This window comes from Amycolatopsis deserti, from assembly GCF_014653945.1.
GTDB lineage: Bacteria > Actinomycetota > Actinomycetes > Mycobacteriales > Pseudonocardiaceae > Amycolatopsis_E > Amycolatopsis_E deserti.
Map to the genome: position 1 here is coordinate 248,258 of NZ_BNAU01000007.1, position 22,811 is coordinate 271,068.

General features: G+C 71.2%; 23 protein-coding genes and 1 pseudogene. 6 read left to right on the top strand and 18 right to left on the bottom strand.

Annotation, left to right across the window (positions count from 1 at the left end):
• Nucleotides 1–302 precede the first annotated feature (302 nt).
• From dhaM to nucS, 7 genes are all read right to left on the bottom strand, one after another.
• Nucleotides 303–977 (bottom strand): dihydroxyacetone kinase phosphoryl donor subunit DhaM, encoded by a 675-nt coding sequence (dhaM, locus tag IE290_RS27905; RefSeq protein WP_191247671.1) that lies wholly within the window; start codon nucleotides 975–977, stop codon nucleotides 303–305.
• Nucleotides 974–1,597 (bottom strand): dihydroxyacetone kinase subunit DhaL, encoded by a 624-nt coding sequence (gene dhaL / locus IE290_RS27910; RefSeq protein ID WP_191247672.1) that lies wholly within the window; start codon nucleotides 1,595–1,597, stop codon nucleotides 974–976. The genes dhaM and dhaL overlap by 4 nt, the downstream gene beginning before the upstream one ends.
• 4 nt (nucleotides 1,598–1,601) lie before the next feature.
• A complete protein-coding gene (gene dhaK / locus IE290_RS27915) occupies nucleotides 1,602–2,603 on the bottom strand; it encodes a dihydroxyacetone kinase subunit DhaK (protein ID WP_191247673.1) in 1,002 nt (333 codons plus the stop codon).
• A 35-nt stretch (nucleotides 2,604–2,638) separates the two neighbouring features.
• Entirely contained in the window at nucleotides 2,639–3,631 is a 993-nt protein-coding gene (locus IE290_RS27920) for a DUF3558 domain-containing protein (RefSeq protein ID WP_229874745.1), read from the bottom strand.
• Nucleotides 3,632–3,678: 47 nt separating this feature from the next.
• Nucleotides 3,679–3,951: a hypothetical protein gene (locus IE290_RS27925; protein ID WP_191247674.1), complete on the bottom strand. Its 273-nt coding sequence runs from the start codon at nucleotides 3,949–3,951 to the stop codon at nucleotides 3,679–3,681.
• 13 nt (nucleotides 3,952–3,964) lie between these two features.
• Nucleotides 3,965–5,665 (bottom strand): sodium:solute symporter family protein, encoded by a 1,701-nt coding sequence (locus tag IE290_RS27930; RefSeq protein ID WP_191247675.1) that lies wholly within the window; start codon nucleotides 5,663–5,665, stop codon nucleotides 3,965–3,967.
• A gap of 238 nt (nucleotides 5,666–5,903) precedes the next feature.
• The gene (nucS, locus tag IE290_RS27935) at nucleotides 5,904–6,563 is read right to left on the bottom strand and encodes an endonuclease NucS (protein ID WP_026153883.1); all 660 of its coding nucleotides are present in this window, start codon (nucleotides 6,561–6,563) and stop codon (nucleotides 5,904–5,906) included.
• 46 nt (nucleotides 6,564–6,609) lie between these two features.
• Between nucS and IE290_RS27940 the strand changes: the two genes are divergently transcribed.
• Nucleotides 6,610–7,182: an NUDIX domain-containing protein gene (locus tag IE290_RS27940; RefSeq protein WP_229874777.1), complete on the top strand. Its 573-nt coding sequence runs from the start codon at nucleotides 6,610–6,612 to the stop codon at nucleotides 7,180–7,182.
• Here the strand turns inward: IE290_RS27940 and IE290_RS27945 are convergent.
• From IE290_RS27945 to IE290_RS27955, 3 genes are all read right to left on the bottom strand, one after another.
• Nucleotides 7,082–8,404, bottom strand: a complete 1,323-nt coding sequence (locus tag IE290_RS27945; RefSeq protein ID WP_229874746.1) for an MFS transporter — start codon at nucleotides 8,402–8,404, stop codon at nucleotides 7,082–7,084. The two genes, IE290_RS27940 and IE290_RS27945, sit on opposite strands and share 101 nt — an antisense overlap.
• A 256-nt stretch (nucleotides 8,405–8,660) precedes the next feature.
• Nucleotides 8,661–9,272, bottom strand: coding sequence for a DUF4190 domain-containing protein (locus IE290_RS27950; protein ID WP_191247677.1), 612 nt, complete (start codon nucleotides 9,270–9,272; stop codon nucleotides 8,661–8,663).
• 229 nt (nucleotides 9,273–9,501) lie between these two features.
• Nucleotides 9,502–10,275, bottom strand: coding sequence for an enoyl-CoA hydratase-related protein (locus IE290_RS27955; RefSeq protein WP_191247678.1), 774 nt, complete (start codon nucleotides 10,273–10,275; stop codon nucleotides 9,502–9,504).
• A 122-nt stretch (nucleotides 10,276–10,397) separates the two neighbouring features.
• Here IE290_RS27955 and IE290_RS27960 point away from each other — a divergent pair, with 122 nt between their 5' ends.
• On the top strand, nucleotides 10,398–11,834 hold the full coding sequence (locus tag IE290_RS27960) for a serine hydrolase domain-containing protein (RefSeq protein ID WP_229874778.1): 1,437 nt from the start codon (nucleotides 10,398–10,400) through the stop codon (nucleotides 11,832–11,834).
• On the opposite strand, the gene ehuA is transcribed toward IE290_RS27960, so the two are convergent.
• From ehuA to IE290_RS27985, 5 genes are all read right to left on the bottom strand, one after another.
• The gene (gene ehuA / locus IE290_RS27965; protein WP_191247897.1) at nucleotides 11,773–12,537 is read right to left on the bottom strand and encodes an ectoine/hydroxyectoine ABC transporter ATP-binding protein EhuA; all 765 of its coding nucleotides are present in this window, start codon (nucleotides 12,535–12,537) and stop codon (nucleotides 11,773–11,775) included. The two genes, IE290_RS27960 and ehuA, sit on opposite strands and share 62 nt — an antisense overlap.
• Before the next feature lies 1 nt (nucleotide 12,538).
• Complete coding sequence (gene ehuD / locus IE290_RS27970) at nucleotides 12,539–13,195, bottom strand: ectoine/hydroxyectoine ABC transporter permease subunit EhuD (protein WP_191247680.1); 657 nt, start codon at nucleotides 13,193–13,195, stop codon at nucleotides 12,539–12,541.
• Nucleotides 13,195–13,902 (bottom strand): ectoine/hydroxyectoine ABC transporter permease subunit EhuC, encoded by a 708-nt coding sequence (gene ehuC / locus IE290_RS27975; RefSeq protein WP_191247681.1) that lies wholly within the window; start codon nucleotides 13,900–13,902, stop codon nucleotides 13,195–13,197. Before ehuC ends, ehuD begins: the two co-directional genes overlap by 1 nt.
• 22 nt (nucleotides 13,903–13,924) lie before the next feature.
• Nucleotides 13,925–14,818, bottom strand: a complete 894-nt coding sequence (ehuB, locus tag IE290_RS27980; protein WP_191247682.1) for an ectoine/hydroxyectoine ABC transporter substrate-binding protein EhuB — start codon at nucleotides 14,816–14,818, stop codon at nucleotides 13,925–13,927.
• Between the two features lie 154 nt (nucleotides 14,819–14,972).
• A complete protein-coding gene (locus IE290_RS27985; RefSeq protein WP_191247683.1) occupies nucleotides 14,973–16,994 on the bottom strand; it encodes an ethylmalonyl-CoA mutase in 2,022 nt (673 codons plus the stop codon).
• A 126-nt stretch (nucleotides 16,995–17,120) separates the two neighbouring features.
• Between IE290_RS27985 and IE290_RS27990 the strand changes: the two genes are divergently transcribed.
• Nucleotides 17,121–17,750 carry a LysE family translocator gene (locus tag IE290_RS27990; protein ID WP_191247684.1) on the top strand — a complete coding sequence of 210 codons (630 nt, stop codon included), beginning with the start codon at nucleotides 17,121–17,123 and terminating at the stop codon, nucleotides 17,748–17,750.
• A 242-nt stretch (nucleotides 17,751–17,992) separates the two neighbouring features.
• Here the strand turns inward: IE290_RS27990 and murA are convergent, their stop codons facing one another.
• Nucleotides 17,993–19,267, bottom strand: a complete 1,275-nt coding sequence (murA, locus tag IE290_RS27995; RefSeq protein ID WP_191247685.1) for a UDP-N-acetylglucosamine 1-carboxyvinyltransferase — start codon at nucleotides 19,265–19,267, stop codon at nucleotides 17,993–17,995.
• 153 nt (nucleotides 19,268–19,420) lie between these two features.
• Here murA and IE290_RS28000 point away from each other — a divergent pair, with 153 nt between their 5' ends.
• The 3 genes and pseudogenes from IE290_RS28000 (at nucleotide 19,421) to IE290_RS28010 (ending at nucleotide 21,955) form a co-directional block, all read left to right on the top strand.
• The gene (locus IE290_RS28000) at nucleotides 19,421–20,926 is read left to right on the top strand and encodes an insulinase family protein (RefSeq protein ID WP_191247686.1); all 1,506 of its coding nucleotides are present in this window, start codon (nucleotides 19,421–19,423) and stop codon (nucleotides 20,924–20,926) included.
• 10 nt (nucleotides 20,927–20,936) lie between these two features.
• Nucleotides 20,937–21,509 (top strand): cob(I)yrinic acid a,c-diamide adenosyltransferase, encoded by a 573-nt coding sequence (locus IE290_RS28005; protein ID WP_191247687.1) that lies wholly within the window; start codon nucleotides 20,937–20,939, stop codon nucleotides 21,507–21,509.
• Between the two features lie 7 nt (nucleotides 21,510–21,516).
• Nucleotides 21,517–21,955, top strand: a pseudogene (locus IE290_RS28010) (protein-tyrosine phosphatase family protein).
• A 1-nt stretch (nucleotide 21,956) separates the two neighbouring features.
• Here the strand turns inward: IE290_RS28010 and IE290_RS28015 are convergent.
• Together IE290_RS28015 and IE290_RS28020 are read right to left on the bottom strand one after the other, a co-directional pair.
• Nucleotides 21,957–22,391, bottom strand: coding sequence for a DUF2550 domain-containing protein (locus tag IE290_RS28015; RefSeq protein ID WP_191247688.1), 435 nt, complete (start codon nucleotides 22,389–22,391; stop codon nucleotides 21,957–21,959).
• Nucleotides 22,392–22,415: 24 nt separating this feature from the next.
• Entirely contained in the window at nucleotides 22,416–22,781 is a 366-nt protein-coding gene (locus tag IE290_RS28020) for a F0F1 ATP synthase subunit epsilon (protein WP_027935827.1), read from the bottom strand.
• Between the last annotated feature and the right edge of the window lie 30 nt (nucleotides 22,782–22,811).

The window sequence follows — 22,811 nt, forward strand, 5'->3', positions numbered from 1 at the left end:
CTCGCCCGGCCCGAGTGTGGGGCGTGGGGCGCGAGCGCGGGGCTCGCGGGCGCGAGCGCAGAACTTGGCCCGACAAGAGTGGGACTCGCCCCGCTGAGCGTGGATTGGGGGCGCGATTGTGGGGCGTGGCGGCGCGCGTGAGCCTCAGGTGCGAGCGTGGGACTCGCCCGGCGCGAGTGCGGGCATCGGGTGCGAGCGTGGGGCTTGGCCGGCGCGAGTGTGGGGCGTGGCGGCGCGCGTGGACCTCCGGCCGCGAGTGGACCCCGGGTGCGAGCGTGGGGCTCGGGCCGGCGGGGTTCGGCTCAGGCGGGTTCGCCGAAGTTGTCTTCCACCAGTTCCTGCACCACGCGCAGCGCCTCGGCCGCTTGGGGGCCTCCCGCGCGCACCTGGATCCGGTCGCCCTTGCGCGCGCCCAGCGCCATCAGCGCCAGCACGCTGTGGGCGTCCGCCTCCTGGTCGCCCAACCGCACGCTCACCTCGGCCTCGATCCCCGCCAGGGCGCGCGCCAGCACCGCCGCCGGGCGGGCGTGCAGGCCCACCTCGTTGGTCAGCGTCAGCTCCACCGAGTCCGCCGCCGGCTCCGCCGCCGTGCCCAGTTCCGGGGGTGCGCCCGCCGCGGCGGCCGCCTCCAGGACGGCCGCCCGGTCCGCCCCGTTCTGGGCCGCCACCGCCGCCGCGATCGTGCCCTCCACCAGCGGCGCGTCGGCGACCACGACCGCCTCCGGGTCGGCCAGCGACTCGACCGCCAGCTCCGCCGTCATCTGCGCGCTGCCCAGGTCGTAGAGCAGCACGACCCCCGACCCGGAATCGGCGCGCTGGACCGCCGCGACCACCGAGTCGTAGTCCGTGCCGATGCCACCATCGGGAAGGCCACCGGCGGGCACGATCGTCACGTCGGGCGCCATCTGCCCGGCGACCTCGGCGACCCCTTCGGCCAGCTTCGCGCTGTGCGACACCAGCACCAGCCCGACGCTCATCGCGCCGCCTTCGCGAACGCCTCGAGCAGCAGCGCCGTCGAGCGGGCGCCCGGGTCGAGGTGTCCCGCGCTGCGCTCGCCGAGGTAGGACGCCCGGCCCTTCCGCGCGACCAGGTCCACAGTGGACTCGGCACCGCCGGCCGCACCCTCAGCGGCCGCGGCCAGGACCGCCGCGACGTCCTGGCCGCCCGCCTTCTCGGCCGCCATCACGGCGGGCAGCAGGGCGTCGACCATCGTCTTGTCGCCCTCCACCGCCTTGCCGCGCGCCTGCACGCCCTCCAGCCCCGCCCGCAGCGCGGCCACCACCTCCGCCGCGCCCAGCTCCGGCTGGTTCGACACCACCGTCGACGCCCGCAGGAAAGCCGTGCCGTACAACGGCCCCGCGGCGCCGCCGACCTTGGAAATCAACGTGGTCGCCGCGAGCTTGAGCACCCCGCCCGGCGTGTCCGGCACTGTGCCGTCCAGCGCGGCCACGATCGCCTGGAAACCGCGGTTCATGTTCTCGCCGTGGTCACCGTCCCCGATCGCGCGGTCGAGTTCGATCAGCTCGGCGCGGTGCTCGGCGATCACGGCCGCGGCACCCCGCAACGCGTTCGCGACGCCCTCCGGCGTGCATCCCATGTCCTCAGGCCTTCCAGCGCAGTGCGGCGGTGTTCACCGGCGCGTCCCACAGTTCCGTCAGCTCGTCGTCGAGCTTGAGCAGGGTCAGGCTGATGCCCTGCATCTCCAGGCTGGTGATGTAGGGGCCCACCAGCCGGCGTTCGACCATGATGCCGCGATCGGCCAGCAGCCGCTCGGCGATGCCGTGCGCGAGGTACAGCTCGACCAGCGGGGTGGCGCCCATCGAGTTGGTGAACAGCAGCACCCGGTCGCCCTCGCCGAACGGCAGGTCCTCGACGATCGCGCCGACCATCCGCGCGACCAGCTCGTCGGCCGGCTCGGCCGGGATCCGCTCCCGGCCCGGCTCGCCGTGGATGCCGATGCCGAACTCGATCTCGTCGGCGCCCAGGTCGAAGCTGGGCTCGCCGACGTGCGGCACGGTCGGCGCGGTGAGCGCGACCCCGATCGAGCGGACCTGCCCGATGACCTTGCGCGCCAGCGCCTCCACCGCGTCCAGCGAGTCGCCCCGCTCGGCGGCGGCACCGGCGATCTTCTCCAGCAGCACCGTGCCGCCGACGCCCCGGCGGCCGGCGGTGTAGGTCGAATCGGCGACCGCGACGTCGTCGTCGATCACCACGCTGCGCACGTCCAGGTCCTCGGCCGCGGCCAGCTCGCCCGCGGTCTCGAAGTTCAGCACGTCACCGGTGTAGTTCTTGACGATCAGCAGCGCCCCGGCCTCGCCGGTGGTCGCGCTGATCGCGGCCTGCACGGCGTCCGGCGTCGGCGAGGTGAACACCGCGCCGGGCACCGCCGCGTCGAGCATGCCGAGGCCGACGAACCCGCCGTGCAGCGGCTCGTGCCCGGACCCGCCGCCGGAGATCACCGCGACCTTGCCCGCCACCGGCGCGTCGGCGCGCACCACCACGTTCGGGTCCTCCTGCACGCGCAGGATGTCCGCGTGCGCGGCGGCCAGTCCGCGCAGCGATTCGGTGACCACGTCGGCCGGATCGTTGATGATCTTCTTCATGCCAGCCTCCTGACTCCGTCGTCGCCCCCTTCCTATCAGGACTTGGGCAGCTTGGGCAGGATCGTGTCGACGATGCGCCGCGCTTTGCCGCACGAGTCGTCCCCGGCGGCGTCGTCGTGGAAGTTGTCGTAGGTGAACTTGACGACCTCGCCCTCGCCGTCGCCGGTCCTCAGGTGGGTCCAGGCGATGGCGCAGCTGTTGCCCGCGGTGGTCCGTTTCTCCTGGTAGCCGGTGGTGCCGCCGCCGAGGTCGACCCGGGTGCCGTCGTCCCCGTCGGAGGGCTCGACGGTCTCCGAGATCCGCAGGTGACCGTCGGCGTTGCCGCCCGACCAGTGGCACTCGTGCAGTCCGCCGGGCCGCTTCGCGGTGCCCCGGCCGAGAACGTCGGCCACCACGGCGTCGGCGGCGAGCGTGCACGGGTCCAGCGGCACCGCGGAGTTCGCCGCACGGCTGAGCCGGGGCGGACCGGCGTGCATCTTGGCGACGACCTCGCGGATCACGGTCATCCCGGCGCCGCAGGCGTCTCCGCCGTCGTAGGTGACCTGGACGGAGATGCCCAGCGCGGGTGTGCTGGAGGTGATCGCCGAGACGACGCAGCCTTCGTTCTCCGTGGTGTCCGGGTCGTCCAGGCTGTTCGCGACGACCGGCAGGCCTTCGACGACGCCGATCTGGGGCACGGAGGACAAGAAGAGGCTGTCCCCCATCGTGAGGCTCAGCCGGGCTTCCTTGCCGCCGGCGTCGGTGACCTCGATGCTGCAGCGGTCCAGCCCGCTGGAGTGGAGACCGTCCTCGACGGGCGTGCCGACAGCGGTGACGGTGTCGCCCTGCAGCATCGCGCACGGGTCGACGGTGCGCTGCGCGTCCAGCGCGACCTCCGGGTCGTCGACCGGGCCCGTCGCGGCGGTGGTCTGCGTGACGGTGGTGCGCGGGAAGTTCTGCTTGCCCAGGTCCGGCCCACCGCACGCGGACACGGTCACGGCGAGCAGGACCACGGGGACGAAACGGCGAGGCCGGGCGACACGGAGCACGCAGAGCACCGTAGCCGCCCGGCCTCGCCGGGATGTTCCGAACCTTCCTATTCGGCCGGGGTCTCGTCGCCTTCCGACACCGGGACCCGGATCGGCCGCACGAGCGCCCACAGCACGAACAGCGCGGTGAACACGAGCAGGCCGATCCCGGCCCACAGGTTGATGTTCACCCCCGCCGCCTTCTGCAGCTCGGCGTCGTCGGTGAACCCGATGCCCATGACCGTCAGGACCACGCCGTAGACACCGGTCAGCAGCGCGATGATCAGCCGGATGTCGAACGCGCCTGCCCGGCGCGTGCGCACGGGGGTTTCGCTAGCCATGTCTGCCAACCTCCTAGAAGGCGATGTTCAGCGCGATCGTGATGAGCAGGACGATCCCCGCGAGCAGGCCCGGGTTGCGGTACCAGCCCGCGTCCTCGCCGGTCGTGGAGTGCTGACGGGACGCCTTCGGCGTCAGCGAGTAGACCAGCCCGGTCAGCTCCGAGGCCTCGCGCGGCCGCGTCACCGCGGAGACCGCGACGCTGACCACGATGTCGACCACGAACGCCGCACCGGCGCCGATGAAGCTGGCGCCCTGGCCGGGCAGATCCCACACCCCGGTCTCGGCGAGCAGGAACACCACGATCGCCGACGCGGTACCGGACAGCAGACCGATCCAGGCCGCCTTCGGGGTCATCCGCTTCCAGAACATGCCCAGGATGAACGTGGCGAACAGCGGCGCGTTGAAGAACGAGAACAGCTGCTGCAGGTAGTCCATCAGGTTCGAGTACCGCGAGGCGATCGCGGCCGTGCCGATGGCCAGGATCGTGGCGCCCGCGGTGACCCAGCGGCCCATGTTCAGGTAGTACGAGTCCGGCTTGTCCTTCTTGATGTAGGCCTGCCAGATGTCGTACGTGAACACGGTGTTGAACGAGCTCAGGTTCGCCGCCATGCCGGCCATGAACGAGGCCAGCAGACCGGCGATCGCGACACCCAGCACACCGTTGGGCAGCAGGTCGCGCATGAGCAGCAGCAGCGCGTCGTTGAAGGTCGCGCCGCTGGGGGCGGACCCGCCGTCGAGCAGGGCCTGCTTGTTCTGGCCCTGCAGTTCGGTGACCGTGACCGCGGCGATCATGCCGGGGATGATCACGATGAACGGCACCAGCATCTTGGGGAACGCGCCGATGATCGGCGTGCGGCGGGCCGCGGACATGCTCTTGGACGCCATCGCGCGCTGGACCTCGACGAAGTTCGTGGTCCAGTAGCCGAAGGACAGCACGAAGCCGAGACCGAACACCAGGCCCAGCACCGACAGGAAGTTGCTGCCGAAGCCGGTCAGCTGGTTGCCCGGCCACGAGTTCAGCTGCTCCGCGCCGCCGGGGCTGCCGGTCACCTTGTCGACCAGGCCGCTCCAGCCGCCGACCTTGTAGAGGCCGACGATCGTCAGCGGCACCAGGGCGGCGACGATGACGAAGAACTGCAGCACCTCGTTGTAGATGGCGGCGGACAGGCCGCCGAGCGCGGTGTAGGCGAGCACGATCACGGCGGCGATGATGATCGACAACCAGATCGGCCAGCCCAGCAGCAGGTTCACCACGCTGGCCAGCAGGTACAGGTTCGCCCCGGCGATGAGGATCTGCGCCAGGGCGAAGCTGATGCCGTTGGTCAGGTGCGCGCCGGTGCCGAAGCGGCGCCGCATGAACTCCGGCACGCTGCGGACCTTCGACCCGTAGTAGAACGGCATCATCACGATGCCGAGGAACAGCATCGCGGGAATCGCGCCGATCCAGAAGTAGTGGGCGGTCGGCAGGCCGTACTGCGCGCCGTTGGCCGACATCCCCATCACTTCGATGGCGCCGAGGTTGGCGGAGATGAAGGCGAGCCCGGTGACCCAGGCCGGCAGGGAGCGACCGGACAGGAAGAAGTCGATGCTGCTCGACACCTGTTTCCGGGCCAGGTAGCCGATGCCGAGCACCAGCACGAAGTAGAACGCGAGCAACACGTAGTCGATCGCGTGCGCATCAAGTCGCAGGTTCGCTGCGGCTAGGACATGCACCGATGCACCTCCGGGAGTCCAACATCTCCGAACAAAAATCACCACGATCGAGTGACGAGCGCACATTACTACGCGGTATCCCGGCTGTGCACGCCAGCAGGCACGCCTTGACCGTGTCGAGATCAAACCGGTGACAACCCAACCGCGCAGCGTCACACGACGCAACTCGGCAGCCCCGGACGCACGACGGCCCCTGCCGCGGCTCTCCAGTCGCCGCGCAGGGGCCGTTGATCGCAGGTCAGAACAGGCGGAGGTCGTCCGATTCGGTGCCGCGCAGGGCGTCGTAGTCCAGGGTCAGGCAGCGGATGCCGCGGTCCTCGGCGAGTGTGCGAGCCTGCGGCTTGATCAGCTGCGCGGCGAACACGCCCTGCACCGGCGCCAGCAGCGGGTCGCGGTTGAGCAGCTCCAGGTAGCGGGTCAGCTGCTCGACGCCGTCGATCTCGCCGCGGCGCTTGATCTCCACCGCCACCGAACCGCCGTCGGCGTCGCGGGCGAGGATGTCGACCGGCCCGATCGCCGTCGGGTACTCGCGGCGGACCAGCGTGTACCCCTCGCCGAGCGTGGTGATGTGCTCGGCCAGCAGCTCCTGCAGGTGCGCCTCGACGCCGTCCTTCTGCAGGCCCGGCTCGGCGCCGAGGTCGTGGCTGATCTCGTCGATCCGCTCCTCGATCGTGATGACGAGCTTCTCTCCCGCCTTGTTCTGCACCGTCCAGACGTCACCGTCCTCGATCAGCCAGCACGGCGGGCTCATCCAGTTCAGCGGTTTGTAGGCGCGGTCGTCGGAGTGCACCGACACCGAGCCGTCCGCCTTGATGAGCAGCAACCGGGTGGCCATCGGGAGGTGGGCCGTCAGGCGGCCGGCGTAGTCCACTTGGCAACGAGCGATCACGAGACGCACCCGGCGAGGGTAGAAGATGCTTCGGCAGACTGGTCGCGTGGATCCCATCGAACGGCTCGGCTCGCGCGAGGTGTACCGGAACGACTGGATGACCGTGCGCGAGGACGACATCCGCCGCCCGGACGGCTCGCCCGGCATCTACGGGGTGGTCGACAAGCCCGACTACGCGCTGGTGGTCCCGCTCGACGGCGACCGGCTGCACCTGGTCGAGCAGTACCGGTACCCGCTGGGCCTGCGGCGGTGGGAGTTCCCGCAGGGCACCGCGCCCGGGCTGGCCGAGCTGGACACGCGCGAGCTGGCCGCGCGGGAGCTGCGGGAGGAGACCGGGCTGGTCGCCGGTTCGCTGACCGACCTCGGGCTGCTCGACGTGGCGCCGGGCATGTCGAGCCAGCGCGGCCGGGTCTACCTGGCGACGGACCTGACCGAGGGGCCGCACGAGCGCGAGCACGAGGAACAGGACATGCGCACGGCGTGGTTCAGCCGGGACGAGTTCGAGAAGATGATCGCGCGCGGCGAGATCACGGACGCCCAGTCGATCGCGGCGTACGGGCTCCTGCTGCTGCACGAACGCCAGTCATCGCCGCGGCACCCAGCAGCGGGCCGATCGACAGCAGGGTGACCGCGTCGCGCCAGCCCGTCAGGTCGGCGAGCAGCGGGAGGAGCTGGATGGTGACCGCGCTGACGACGAACCCGGCGGCGGTCATCGCGGTGAGGGCGGTGCCGACGTAGCGCGGGTCCGCGACCTCGGACAGGGCCGCGGAGAACTGCGCGGAGTCGGCGATCACGGCGGCGCCCCAGACGAGCAGCAGCGGTGCGAGCAGGGGTGTCCCCCACGCCGCGGCGGACAGCAGACCGCACGCGGCGCTGGTCAGCATGGCACCGATGGTCACCGCCGGGCGGCCGAAACGGTCGGCGAGGAGGCCGCCGAGCAGAGCGCCGGCCGCGCCCGCGACGCCGATGATGGTGAAGCTGTCGCCGCTGCCGGCGGCCGCGACGTAGGTGGGCAGCCAGGCCCACAGCGCGTACAGCTCCCACATGTGGCCGAAGTAGCCGAGGCAGACCAGGCGTTGCGGGCGGGAGCGGATCATGTCGAGCACGTAGCGGGGTGCCCACGGCGGGGAGGGGTGCCAGTCCGGGCCTGGTTTGACGAGGATGAGGGCGACCGGGGCGGCGAGGAGGGCCAGCGCCGCGGCGACGTCGAGGACGGCGCGCCAGTCGCCGATGCCGCCCAGCAGGCTCGGCATGGCCGAGCCGAGGGTCAGCGCGCCGACGAGCACGCCGAGCGCGGCGCCGCGCTGCCGGGGGAACCACGAGACGACGATCTTCATGCCGACCGGGTAGACGGCCGCGAGGGCGAACCCGGTGACGAACCGCAGGGGGACGGCTGCCGCGGGGCCGGCCGCCGGGAAGGCGAACGTGGTGGCCGCCCCGAGCGCGCTACCGGCGGCGACGAGGACCTGCGGGCGGGCGCGATCGGCGAGGTTGACGGCGGCGGAGAGGACGGCGCCGGTCGCGAACCCGAGCTGGACCGTGACGGCCAGCAGGATGCCCGCCTCACGCCCGAGGCCCCACTCGTCGCGCAACGCGGGGACGACGCTGGACGCCGAAAACCACAGGCCCATGGCGAGAACCTGCACGACGGCGACGAGCGCCAGCTGCGGCCCACGCCGCCGGGAGAGCCGCGGTTCGTGGCGCAGGTCCGGCTGCGGTCCGTGGCGTCGGGGCGGTTGCGGATCGCGCTGCAGGGCTGGCTGCGGCTCGCGCCGCCGGGGCGGTTGCAGATCGCGCGGCAGGGCCGCCTGCGGATCGCGCGGCAGCGCTCGCTGCGGCCCCTGCCGCACGGCCAGCCACAGTCCGCGCCGCCGGGGCGGCTGCGGTCCGTGGCGCCAGGGCGGCTGTGGCCCCTGCCGCAGGGCGGGCCACGCTCCCTGTCGCCAAGCCGACCGCGGTCCGCGCCGCTGGGAGATCACTCGTCGTGCTTATTGCCGTTCGGTTTCCGGGGTCAATCGGTCGGCGCCGCCCTTCATCCGATCGCGTGGCGCCGGTCCCACGCCTCGGAACGGCGCGGGGCCCCGGCCGGGACCCCGCGCGACCACGTCAGCCGCCCGTGTAGCTGCAGATCGCGGCCACCAGGTTCGAGTTTTCGGCGACCGGCTTGCCGTCCACGGTGATCTTGCAGCTGTTCGGCTGGGCATTGATGTCGGTGGTCACCGGGGTGACCGTGATCGACGTGAAGCCGAGGTCCTCGACGCCCAGGGTCTTGGACCAGGTCTGCCCCGCCTCGACGATCTCCTGGTTGTTCACGCTGAGCCCGCTGGTCCAGCTGAGGTTGCTCCGCTGGCCGGTGGTGACCTCGAGCAGGATCTGGTGCGCGGCCGCGGCCGGGTCACCACTGGTCGGGGTCGAGTCGTTGACCTTGTCGACCGCGGCGCCGAAGACGGCGGTCCACAGGATGCAGATCACCAGGCCGACCGCCGAGCACACGACACCCGCGATGGCGAGCCCCTTGTTCGTCGCGGCACCCTTGGTGGCACGGGACAGGCCGACCAGCGACAGGATCAGGCCGATGATGACCAGCGGCCACGCCACGACGCCGACGATCGGGATGAAGGCGAACACGAGGCCGATGAGTCCGAGGACGAAACCAGCGGTTCCGAGGCCGTTCTTCGGCTGCGCGGGCGCGGGCGGGGCATAGGGCGGTTGAGTCACGAGTGTTCCTTGGAGTGCGCGGCAGCGGGCCGTCCCGCTGCGTCGCACCCTCCATCGCCGTGCGCTCGCGCGTGTAACAGTGTTCAGGCGGACGAGCCGGGGGAAGTGGATCTTGACCGGCGCCATCCACAGTGGTTCTGAACTGCACGAACAGACCTCGTTCCGGACATAGCGGAACGTAGTGATTGAATTTTCAGTTCACCCGAAAGGACCAGACCGAACGGACCCCTCAGGCGGGCCACTCCGGCTTCCGCTTCTCCAGGAACGCCGCCATTCCCTCCCGCGCCGCCGGGGTCTGCGACGCCGCCGCCATCACCTCGACCGCGATCGCGTACGCGTCGGCCTCCGGGCGGTCCAGCTGGGCGTACAGGGTCTGCTTCCCGAGCGCCTTGCTGGCCCGGCTGCCGCGCGTGGCCCGGCCCAGCAGGTCGGCCACCGCGGTGTCCAGGTCCGTCTCCGGCACCACCCGGTTCACCAAGCCCCACTCCAGGGCCGTCGCCGCGTCGATGACGTCTCCGGTCAGCGCCAGCTCCATCAGCCGCTTGCGCCCGATCGCCCGCGCGACCGGCACCGCCGGCGTGTGGCAGAACCACCCGCCCTTGCCGCCGGGCAACGCGAAACCCGCCGACTCCGCCGCGACCGCCAGGTCGCACGACGCCACCAGCTGGCACCCCGCCGCCGTGGCCAGCCCGTGCACCCGCGCGATCACCACCTGCGGCACCGACTCCATCGTCCGCATCAGCCGCGTGCACAGGGTCAGCAGGCGCCGCACCCCGTCCAGATCCCGCGACGCCACGTCGCCGAAATCGTGGCCCGCCGAGAACACCGGGCCGGCCCCCGCCAGCACGATGCCCGTCGCGTCGGTGGCGGCCGTCTCCTCGAACGCCGCCAGCAGCTCGGCCAGGTGGGCTTCAGAGAGGGAGTTGCGGCGCGTGGCCCGGTTCATCGTGATGGTGACCGTCGCGTCGTCGCGCTTGACCAGAATGTGCTCGTACTCGGCCATGGTCCGACGCTACCTCGCGGCGCGCGTGTTGTGCTCCCCCCTGACGAAAGTCGGGGTGGGGCGCTGCCGTTCGGGTCCTGCCCGCGGGGACCCCGGATTCCTAGGTTGAACAGGTGAAGATCATGTGGGCGGCGATGGCCGCCATGACGCTCGCCGTGGTGCCCGGCCAGGCGATGGCCGCGCCGGAGCCGGACTGGGCGGCGGTCGACCGGTACGTGGCCGAGTACGCGGCGGAGGCCGGCTACCCCGGCGTCGCCGTCGCCATCACCGAGGGCGACCGGATCGCCCACCTCGGCGCACACGGCACCACCACGTCGGCCCCGCGGCCCATCGCGTCGGTGTCCAAGGCGTTCACCGCGCTGGCCGTGATGCAGCAGGTGGAGGCGGGCACCCTGGCGCTGGACACACCGGTGGTGTCCTACCTGCCCGAGTTCCGCCTCGCCGATCCCCGCGGCGGCGGGATCACCGTGCGCCACCTGCTCAACCAAACCTCCGGCATCACCGACACCACCCTGCCGGAGAAGAGCCTGCCGCAGCCGGACTCGCTCGCCGGCGCCGTCGAGCGGGCACGGCAGGCCACGCTGGCCTCCGATCCCGGCGTCGAGTACCACTACACCAACACCAACTTCCACCTCGCCGCGCGACTGGTCGAGGTGGCCTCCGGCGAGCCGTTCGGCGACTACCTGCGGCGGCACGTGTTCGAGCCCGCCGGGATGCGCTCCACGACCACGATCACCCGCACGCCACGGGATCTGCCGCCGGACGCGGCGGACGGGCACGTCTACGCCTACGGCCTGTCGCTCCCGGCGTCCGAACCGGACCGGTTCGTGGCCGGGTCCGACGGCGTGATCGCGACCGCCGAGGACATGGCCCGCTGGCTGGTCGTCCAGCGCACGGGCGGCGGGCTGGTGTCCGCGGGCAGCCTCGCGCTGATGCACTCACCCGCGCGGGACAACTACGCGATGGGCTGGGAAACCGACTCGCACGGCTGGGTGCGGCACAGCGGGATCTGGTTCACCGCCACCGCCGGGGCCCTGATGCTGCCCGACGGCCACGGCATCGCGGTGATGGCCGACAGCGGTGTCGCCCTGGGCAACGAGGGGACGGCCCAGCTGGAGGACGGCATCGCGGCGATCCTGGGCGGCCGGACACCACCGGAGCCCTCGTCGATGCGGCTGGTCATCGACCTGGCGCTGGGCGCGCTGACCCTCGCCGGTCTGGCCCTCGGGATCCGGGGCGTGCTGCGCGCTCGCCGCTGGGCGACGCGGATGGCGGGGCGGCCGTGGTGGGGCCTGGTTGTCCGGCTCGCGCCGAGACTGGTGCCGGTCGTGGTGCTGGTGACCCTGCCGTACCTGCTGGGCAGGGTCGTCGGAGGCGGGCGCGACCTCACGTTCGAGCAGGTCGCGTACTACTCCCCCGCACTGGTGGTCTGGTTCGCCGCCCTGGCGCTCGCCCAGGTGGCCGTGATCGCCGCCCGCTCGGTCGCGCTCGTCCGGCTCAGCCCCGGTCGAGCACGGCCTGCAGGAACTCCCGCGTTCGCTCGTGGTCCGGGTTCGTGAACAGCTTCTCCGGCGGCGCGTCCTCGATGATCTGCCCGTGGTCGAACATCAGGACGCGGTCCGACACGTCCCGCGCGAACTGCATTTCGTGCGTCACGCAGAGGAACGTGATGTCGGTGGTCGACGCGATTTCCTTCAGCACCTTCAGCACCCCGGCCACCAGTTCCGGGTCCAGCGCCGAGGTGACCTCGTCCAGCAGCAGCACCTCGGGTCGCATCGCGAGCGCCCGCGCGATCGCCACCCGCTGCTGCTGCCCACCGGACAGCTGCGACGGGTGGGCGTCGGCCTTCTCGCTCAGCCCGACCATCTCCAGCAGTTCGCGGCCGCGCTGCTCGGCCTCCTGGCGGGGCAGCCCCAGCGCCCGGATCGGCGCCTCCGTGACGTTCTGCAGCACCTTCATGTTCGGGAACAGGTTGAACTGCTGGAACACCATCCCGATCCGCCGCCGCATGCGCCGCTGGTGCTTCTCCCCCGCCGGCACGAACTTCCCGTTCTTCTCCACGTGTGACAGGCACTCGCCGCCGACGAAGATCCGTCCGGCGTTCACCTTCTCCAGCGTCATCAGCAGCCGCAGGATCGTGGTCTTGCCCGAACCGCTCGGCCCGATCAGCGTCACGAACTCGCCCGGCCGCACCGAGAAGTCCAGCTCCCGCAACACCACGTGGTCGCCGAACTTCTTCACGACCCCCTCGAACCGGATCATCTCAGAGCTGTCCGACACGGCGTTCCAACCTTCGCACCAGGATCGACGACGGGTAACTGATCAGCAGGAACAGGATGCCGGCCAGCGTGTAGGGCTCCAGCACCTGGAACGTCTGGGCACCCTGCTCCTTGGCGCGGTTGAGCACCTCGAGCACCCCGATGCTGATCAGCAGCGGGGTCTCCTTGAACATCGAGATCATGTAGTTGCCCAGCGCGGGCAGCACGCGCGGCACCGCCTGCGGCAGCACGATCCCCGTCCACACCCGCGTGCGCGGGATGCTCAGCGCCGTCGCGGCTTCCCACTGTCCTTTCGGGACGGCGTCGATGCCCGCGCGGTACACCTCGGAGGTGTAGGTCGCGTAGTGGATGCCCAGCGCGATCACCCCGGTGAGGAACGCCGAGGGCGTGATGCCCAGTGCGGGCCACAGCAGGTAGAAGATGAAGAACACCTGGATCAGCAGCGGTGTCGAGCGCACCGCCTCGATGAACAGGTACAGCAGCTGGCTCAGCACCGGGATCCGCGCGCGCCGCACCAGCGCGAACACCAGCCCCAGCACGTAGGCGACCGCCGAACCGAGCAGCGTCAGCTCGACGGTGACCAGCAACCCCTCCAGCAGCAGCGGGATGGATTCCCCGACGTAGTCCCAGTTCCACTCCATCAGGTGGTCACCCCCACCTTCGCGAACGCCTTGTCGCGCTTCGGCGGCTCACGTCCGAGCCGCTTGGCGAGGACGCGTTCCAGCAGGCGCATGACCACGGTGATCACGATGGCGATCGCCAGGTAGCACAACAGCTCGACGCCGTAGATCAGCACGAGCTGGCTGCCGTACACCGGCCGCAGCAGCTCGCCCTTCTCGGTGATCTCCCCGGCCGAGATGAAGTACAGCAGTGCCGTGCTCTTCATCAGCTGGATGAAGAGGTTGTTGAACGTCGGCAGCATCTCCACGACCGCCTGCGGGAGGATCACCCGGAACATGCGCTGCGCCGGGCTGAACGACAACGCCACCGCGCCCTCGCGCTGCGCCCGCGGCACGGACTGCACCGCGCCGCGCACGATCTCGGCACCGTAGGCGCCGTGGTTGAGCCCGAGCACGATGATGCCGGCGAACAACGGGACCAGTTTGAACCCGACCAGCGCCGGGAGCACGAAGTACAGCCAGAACAGCTGCACGACCTCCGACGTGCCGCGGAAGCCCTCGACGTAGACCCGGCTGACGAACCGCACCGCCCGGGACCGCGACAGCATCGCGAGCCCGGCGATGAACGACAGCACGATCGTCAGCGCGATGCCACCGCCGGCCGCGGCCACCGTCGCGCCGAGTCCACTGAGGATGGTCGAGATGATGTTGGATGCCGAGTCGGACACGACGCGTCCCCGTGCTCGAGCGTCAGGCCGCGCAGAGCTTGTCGGTGGTCAGGCCGGCCCCGGGCAGGTTGCTCTGGTCGAACCCGAACGGCGAGGCGATCCGCAGCCATTCCCCGTTGTCGTGCAACGTCTTCAGCTGCTGGTTGAAGGCGTCGCGCAGGGACGTGTCCTCCTTGCGGAACACGAAACCGCCCGCGGTCTGCACCGGCTGGCCGTTCTCCGTCGGCTGGAAGCCGGGGGTGACCTCGACGCCGGAGTTCGGGTTCTGCTTGACCAGCCACTTCAGCGAGATGTCGGTGAGCGCGGCGCAGTACACGCGCCCGGCGGTCACCGCGCGCAACATGTTGTCCTGGGTGTCCAGCGTTTCGATCTGGTCCTCGGACACCCCGGCGCCGGTGGCGAAACCCTTCTCCACGGCGGCCGAGAGCACCGCGACCTTGACCTTCTTGGCCGCGACGTCGGCGAGCGTCTTGACGCCCTGCGGATTGCCGCTGGGCACCAGCAACGCGGTCAGCGCCGAGTAGTCCGGATCGGAGAACAGCGCCGCCTTGCAGCGCGTCGGCGTGATGTTCATGCCCGCCGCGACGATGTCGAACTGCTTCGCGTTCAGCGCGGGGATCAACTGGTCGAACGGCACCACGTTGGCCTGCACGGTGTCGATCCCGAGCGCCTTGCACACCGCACGCGCCACCTCCGGCGCTTCTCCGGTGGTGTTGCCGGACGTGTCGGCGAATCCGTACGGGGATTCGTTGGCGATGCCGATCTTGATCGTCTTGGCGCTCTTCGCCGCGTCGAGGGTGTTCCCGCTCTCGGTGCTCTGGCAGGCCGCCAACAAGGTTGGCCCCGCCACCGCCGCGGCGCCCACGACCGCCGAGCGCCGGAAGAAGTCCCGTCGAGTCCACTGACCGTGCGTCATCTTCGTCGCACCCCTTATTCGGTTCAGCCGGTTCACCGAACGTAGGCGGTGCGTCCGATGGGGTCAAAAGAAGCGACGAGATCGCCACTCGCTGTTATCGGAAAGAGATCAACGTTGCGTGTGGACGGTACGCACGGAACGTGACAGAACTGGCTCAGTCCTGGGGCAATCCGTGGCGTTCCCGCACCACCGAAACGATTTCGTCCATGATTTCGGTCAGCTCGTAGTCCTTCGGCGTGAACACGCGCGCGATGCCGCGCTCGACGAGCAGCCGCGCGTCCTCGGGCGGGATGATGCCGCCGACGATCACCGGGATGTCCCCCGCGCCGGCCGCGCGGAGCCCGTCGACGACCTGCGGCACGACCTCGAGGTGCGAGCCGGAGAGCACCGACAGGCCGACGACGTGCACGCCCTCCTGCACCGCGGCCGCCACGATCTGCTCCGGCGTGAGGCGGATGCCCTGGTAGATGACCTCGAACCCGACGTCGCGGGCGCGCACGGCGACCTGCTCGGCGCCGTTGGAGTGCCCGTCCAGACCAGGCTTGCCGACCAGGATCCGCAGCTTCTCGCCCAGCTCCTCGCCGGTCGCGCGCACCCGGTCGCGCACGCGGGAGAGCTCGGCCGCGTCACCCGACATCGCCGCCGCGCTCACCCCGGTCGGCGCCCGGTACTCGCCGAACACCTCGCGCAGCGCGCCGGCCCATTCCCCGGTGGTCACCCCGGCCGCCGCGCACGCCAGGGTCGCGTCGAACAGGTTCTCCGATGTCTTGGCGACCTCGCGCAACCGCGTCAGCGCCTCGTCGACCGCGGCCTGGTCGCGCTGCTGGCGCCACTCCTCCAGCGCCGTGACCGCCTGCTTCTCCACCGCCGGATCGACGGTCTCGATCGCCTTGGCGCCCTCGGCCTGCAGCGGGCTCGGCTCGGTGGTGTCGAACTTGTTGACGCCGACGATGACCCGGCCGCCGGACTCGACCTCGCGCCGGTACTCGGCGAGCGAGGCGACCAGCTGCGACTTCATGTAACCGCTTTCCACCGCGGCCACCGCGCCGCCGAGATCGGCCACCTGCTCGATCTCCGCGCGGGCGCCCGAGACGATCTCCTCCACTTTGGACTCGATCACGTGCGAACCGGCGAAGATGTCCTCGTATTCCAGCAGATCGGTCTCGTAGGCCAGCACCTGCTGCATGCGCAGCGCCCACTGCTGGTCCCACGGCCGCGGCAGGCCGAGCGCCTCGTTCCACGCGGGCAGCTGGATCGCGCGCGCCCGGGCGTCCCGCGACAGCGCGACGCCGAGCATCTCCAGCACGATCCGCTGGACGTTGTTCTCCGGCTGGGCCTCGGTCAGGCCGAGCGAGTTGACCTGGACGCCGTAGCGCAGGCGGCGCGCCTTCGGGTCCTCGACGCCGTAGCGTTCGCGCGTGATCTCGTCCCAGAGCCGGGTGAACGCGCGCATCTTGCACATCTCTTCGACGAACCGCACGCCGGCGTTGACGAAGAACGAGATCCGGCCGACGACCTTCGCCATGTCGGCCTGGTCGACCTGACCGGAGTCGCGGACGGCGTCCAGCACGGCGATCGCGGTGGACAGCGCGTAGGCGACCTCCTGCGTCGGGGTCGCGCCGGCCTCCTGCAGGTGGTAGCTGCAGATGTTGATCGGGTTCCACTTCGGGATGTGGTGCACCGTCCAGGCGATCACGTCGGTGATCAGGCGGAGGCTCGGCGCGGGCGGGAAGATGTAGGTCCCGCGGGAGAGGTACTCCTTGATGATGTCGTTCTGCGTGGTGCCGGTGAGCTTGGCGAGCACCTCGTCGCGGTCGCGGCCCTCGGCGTCGGCCTGCTCCTGCGCGACGGTGACGTAGAGCGCGAGCAGCCACATGGCCGGCGCGTTGATCGTCATCGAGGTGTTGGCCTCGGCCAGCGGGATGCCGGTGAAAAGGCGGCGCATGTCGCCGATGTGCGAGACGGGCACGCCGACCTTGCCGACCTCGCCCTTGGCCAGCGGGTGGTCGGGGTCGTAGCCGGTCTGGGTGGGCAGGTCGAAGGCCACCGAGAGGCCGGTCTGGCCCTTGGCGAGGTTGCGGCGGTACAGCTCGTTGGAGGCCGCCGCCGAGGAATGCCCCGCGTAGGTGCGCATGACCCAGGGGCGGTCCCGCTCGCGATCCGTGGGGTAGGGCATCGGTGCACCTCCAGATGAACGACACACAGAGCGTACTCGCCGGTAACTTCGCGCGCAGCACCGCAAGGACGCACGTCACTGGGTGCGAAATCAGCCTGCCCCCATCATGACGGCCGAGTTAGCCTCTTGGGTGTGACGTGGAGCCTGTACGTGAGTTACCTGGTGTTCGCCCTGCTGATCGCCGTCGTGCCGGGCCCGGACACGATGGTCGTGCTGAAGAACGCACTGGCCGGCGGCGCGCGCGGCGGGTTGTTCACGTGTTCGGGCATCGCGCTGGGGAACTTCGTGCAGGCCACGGCGGTCGGCCTCGGGCTGGGCACGCTGATCGTGCAGGTGCGGCCGCTGTTCGAGACCGTGCGCTGGGCCGGGGTGGCCTACCTGTGCTGGCTGGGGTTCCAGGCGCTGCGCGGCGCGTGGCGGGGCGACTACGAGGCGCTCGACGAGCTGGGCCGGCGCCGGGGGAAGGGGCTTCGGCGGTTCCGCGAGGGGTTCCTGTCGAACATCACCAACCCGAAGGTGATCGCGTTCTACCTGTCGGTGCTGCCGCAGTTCCTCGACCCCGCGACGACCGGTGCCGCCGAGGCGCTGCTGCTGGCGTACACGGTGCTGGTGGTGGGCACCGTGTGGCAGCTGACGCTGCTGTTCCTGGTGCGCTGGGCGAAGACGTGGCTGAACCGGCGCCGCGTCCGCCGCACGATGGACGCGGTCACCGGCACCGCCCTGATCGGCTTCGGCGTCGGGCTGGCGGTGGAGTGAGCTTGTCCGTCTGATCCGCCGTTGCGGACCGGGCGACATCACCTCGACGGCCAGGAGGCAGTGCTGCGGCCGGAGCACAGCGTCTTCGTCGAGCGAGGCATCGTAGACGACGAGATCCAGCCTGCGGTTGAGAAGCGGCACATCACGCAGGCGCAGGTCGACGTCGGTCGCCACGGCCCACTCGTCCGGCGCGGCTTCCTCGAGAACGTTGGCGAAGCGACGGGCGAAGATCTAAGGCGCGGTCAGGAGCGCTCCGCCGCGCCGAGGACCCGCTCCACCCGGGCGCCCAGCCGATTCAGGTTCTCCACGAAGTACGGGTATCCGCGGTCGATGTGGAACACGTCCCAGATCTCGGTGACCCCGTCGGCGCACAGGCCGGCCAGCACCAGGCCCGCGCCGGCGCGGATGTCGGACGCCCAGACCGGCGCCGAGGACAGCTTGTCGACCCCGCGGACCACCGCGTGGTGGCCGTCGGTTCGGGCGTCGGCGCCCAGGCGGACCATCTCCTCGATGAACCGGAACCGCGCCTCGTACACGTTCTCCGTGATCATCGACGTGCCCTCGGACACCGCGGACAACGCGACGGCGAACGGCTGCAGGTCCGTGGCGAACCCCGGGTAGGGCAGTGTCACGAAGTCGACCGCCTTGGGCCGGTCGTTCTGCACCACCCGGAAACCGCTCTCGTCGAACGTCGTGATCTCCGCGCCGGCCATCCGCAGCTTCTCCAGAACCAGGTCCAGGTGGTGCGGGTTGACGCCCTTGACCGTCAGGTCGCCGCGGGTCATCGCCGCCGCGAACGCCCACGTCGCGCCCACGATGCGGTCGCCGATCACGCGGTGCTCGGTCGGGTGCAGCTCGGTCACGCCATGCACGGTCAGCGTGGACGTGCCGGCGCCCTCGATCTGCGCGCCCATCTGGTTGAGCATCACGCAGATGTCGACGATCTCCGGCTCGCGCGCGGCGTTGTCGATCACCGTCGTGCCCTCGGCCAGGACGGCGGCCATCAGGATGTTCTCGGTCGCGCCGACGCTCGGGAAGTCCAGCCAGATCTGCGCGCCCTTGAGGTGGTCGGCCTTGGCGACGACGCAGCCGTGCTCGATGGTGCTCGTCGCGCCGAGCGCGCGCAGGCCGTTCTGGTGCATGTCCAGCGGCCGGGAGCCGATCGCGTCCCCGCCCGGGAGCGCCACGACGGCCCGCTTGAGCCGCCCGACCAGCGGGCCGAGCACGCACACCGACGCGCGCAGCTTGCCCATCGCGGGCGAGTCGGCCCGGTGGGACAGCTCGGACGGAGTGGTGATCTTCGCGGTGTCGCCGTCCAGGACCACCTCGCACCCGACGCTGCGCAGCACGTCCGCCATCAGCGGGACGTCCAGGATCTGCGGGCAGTTGGTGATCGTGGTGGTGCCCTCGGCGAGGAGCGCGGCCGCCATCAGCTTCAGAACACTGTTCTTGGCCCCGACGACCTCGACCTCGCCCACCAGCCGCGCACCACCGTGCACGTCGAAGTGCTCGCTCATGGCCGTCATCATGCCTTCCGGTTCGAGCACCCGAACGGAGGGGCGGGACATAACAGAGGGCGACCGCGTTCGCACTGTCGTGTGAAACACTGTGGCCTCTCGCGGCGATAACGCGCCCGGATGTCCCACCCGACTGGGGGAACCTTGAGCGAAATGTTGACCCCACCGGCGCCACCGTCCCTGCCCGAGGTGCACCGGGCGGAGATCGACGGCGTGCCGGTCTTCTGGACCGACCAGCCCGGCCGGCTCAGCGCGAGCCTGCTGTTCGGGGTCGGCCTCGCGCACGAGTCGTTCCTGGAGACCGGGATCACCCACCTCGTCGAGCACCTGGCGATGCGGCGGGTGCGCACGAGCCGTTACGAGAACAACGCCTCGACCGAGGTGCTGCACACCAGTTTCGACGTCACCAGCGCCCCGGAGACCGTCGTGGAGCACCTGCGCCGCGTGTGCGAGTCCCTGGCGAACCTGGACACCGGGCCGCTGCGGCTGGAGCGGGGCGTGCTTCTGGCCGAGGAGCGCGGCAACGAGGGCCCCGGCGTCACCACGTGGTTGCCGTCGGCGCTGTGGTTCGGCAACCGGGCGTTCGGCCTGACCGGCAACGTCCAGCTCGCCGCCGTCCACGCCGGCCCGCAGCAGGCGCGTGAGTGGTGCGCCCGCTGGTTCCACCGCGGCAACGCCGCCCTCGTGCTGTCCGGCCCTCCCCCGGCCGGCCTGACGCTCCCGCTGCCCGACGGCCCGCCGCGGCAGCCGGTGACCGCCGAGCCGTTCGACCTGCCCACGCCGGCGCAGACGACCATCCCGAACGGTGTGGTGGGCTGTGCGCTGGTCGACTGGTCGGCGGAGACAGCGTGCGCGGCCGGCATCCTCATCCACCGGCTCACCGACCGGCTGCGGCACCTGGAGGGCCTGGTCTACGACATCGCCTTCGACCACCAGATGGTGGACGCGCGCCGCGCCGTCCTCGGGTTCGGCACCGACGTGCCGGACAAGCAGGCCGCCCGGGTCGTCGACGCGATCCGCACCGAGCTGGCCGAACTGGGGCGCGGCGGGCCGACCGAGGAGGAGCTGGCGGTCGACCGGGCCGGGCTCGCCGAGGAGATCGCCGAGCGGGATTTCGCCGTCTACCGCGCCTTCGACGCGGCGATGAGCGAGCTGACCGGGTGGCCGTCGGCGGCCGAGCACCAGCAGCGCGTGCTGGCCGGGCTCGACCCGGCGGCCGTCGCGGTGGCCGCGCGGGACCTGGCCGGGCGGCTGGTGCTGTGCGCGCCGGAGCAGCACGTGCCGCGCGACCTGCCGGAACTGCCCGGCAGCCCGCTGCCCGCGCCGCCCGGACGCGAGATGAAGCGCGCGCTGGTCGGCTCGACCGCCCCGCGCGGCTACCGGCTCGTGGTGGGCGAGGAGGGCCTGTCCACGTACTTCGGGCAGAACCCGTCGCCCGCGGCAGTCGTGCGGTTCGACGACCTCGCCGGGGTCGGCATCGAGCACACCGACGGGCAGCTGCCGATCCTGCACCTGTTCGGCACGCACGGCGGGGCGATCACCGTGCGGCCCGGCGACTGGCGAGGCGGCCGGGCGCTGGTGCGGGACCTGCGGGCGCGAATCGATTCCGCGGTGTGTTTCGAAGCTCCGGAGGCCATGCGGCTGTTCGAGCAGTCGTAAGGTGCTCGGTATGCCGGTACGGATCAACCGCGTGTACACCAGGGTCGGCGACAACGGCACGACCGCGCTCGGCGACGGCTCGCGCGTGCCGAAGACCGACCCGCGGCTGGCCGCCTACGCCGACGTCGACGAGACGAACTCGGTGGTCGGGCTGGCGCTCGCGATGGGCGGTCTCGACGAGGAGATCGCGGTGGTGCTGCGCCGCGTGCAGAACGACCTGTTCGACGTCGGCGCGGACCTGTGCTCGCCGGTGGTGCCGGACCCGGAGTTCCCCCCGCTGCGCATCACCGAGGCCTACATCGATCGGCTGGAAGGCTGGTGCGACGCGTTCAACGAGCGCCTGCCGAAGCTGACGTCGTTCATCCTGCCGGGCGGCACGCCGGGCGCGGCGTTCCTGCACCAGGCGCGCACGGTGAGCCGACGGGCCGAGCGGGCCGGCTGGGCACTGGTGGAGGCCGACCCGGACCGGACGAACGTGCTGGCGGTCAAGTACCTCAACCGGCTGTCCGACCTGCTCTTCATCCTGGCCCGGCTGGCCAACCCCGAGGGCGACGTGCTCTGGAAGCCCGGCGGCGAGGACTGACGGCGCCGTGACCGGCGACGCGGCGCTGCCGGGCAGCATCCGGCTGCCGGACGGAGCCTGGGTCCGCGGGCGCGGTCTGCGGCGCCCGCGACCCACTGGCCCGGTTCGGCCTCTACCTGGGTTCTGCGCGGCTGCGCCGCGAGCACGACGCCAGCCTGGGGTGGCCGCACACCTGGCTTGACTGGCCGGACTTCCGGCTGCCCCGCGACCCGGACGCCGCGGTCCGGGAGATCCGCGGCCTGCACGAGCGGGCACGCGCGGGCGAAGCGGTCGAAGTCGCCTGTGCCGGCGGGGTCGGGCGGACCGGCACGGTCATCGCCTGCCTCGCCGTGCTGAGCGGCGTCGACCCCGCTGAGGCCGTCGCCTGGGCGCGGCGGCACCACCACCCCCGGGCGGTCGAAACGCCGGGGCAACGCCGGTGGGTGCGCCGGTTCCCGCCAGACTAGATCAGGAAGCCCGCGGCACCTGGCGTCCCGGCGGGGCGGACTCCAGCCAGGACAGGAAGCCGGTCAGCGCGTCCGGCCCCATGGCGATCTCGATGGGCTCCTGGACCGCCGACTCGCAGCGCAGGACCGTCGCGTCCGAGGGCACCGCGTAGGCCTCCGTTCCGATCGGGTCGCGACGGTCCGCGATCATCAACGTCTCGCGTTCGAACACCCGGTCCGGGCCGGTGCGCAGGCTCCACACCCGGTACCAGGCGAACACCTCACCCTCGTAGCGCCCCAGGCCCAGGTGCCAGCCGGCGCGCGCGTTGTCCGGATCCCACCGCAACGCGACGCTCACCCCGCCGTGACGGCGCATCCGCCCCCAGCGGAAGCTGTACCAGAACGCGACGACGGCAAGACCGAGCAGGACGACCAGGACAACGAGGGTGATTTCCACGGCCGGCTCCTGCTCGTCGCCGGATCAGACCGACTGGCCGGCCGCGCGGAGCCGGGCGGTCGCTCTGGCCCGCTCGGCCTCGTCCTCACCGCTCAGCGCGGACCGGGCGGCCTCGACGTCGATCTCGTCGGCGAGCTCGGCCGACTCGGCGAGGATGCTCACCCGCTCGGCGGTCACGGACAGGAAGCCACCGTGGACCGCGGCGCGAACGGTCTCACCGTCCGTGGTCGTCACCTTGACGACGCCACCCTCGACGAGCTGACCGAGTACCGGCTCGTGGCCGGGCATCAGGCCGATCTCACCCTCTGTGGTCTGCGCGACCACGAACGTCGCCTGACCGGACCAGAGACGGCGCTCGACGGCGACAAGCTCGACGGTCATCTCAGCCACGTGGTTCTCCTTCGTTCCCGCGCCGATGAG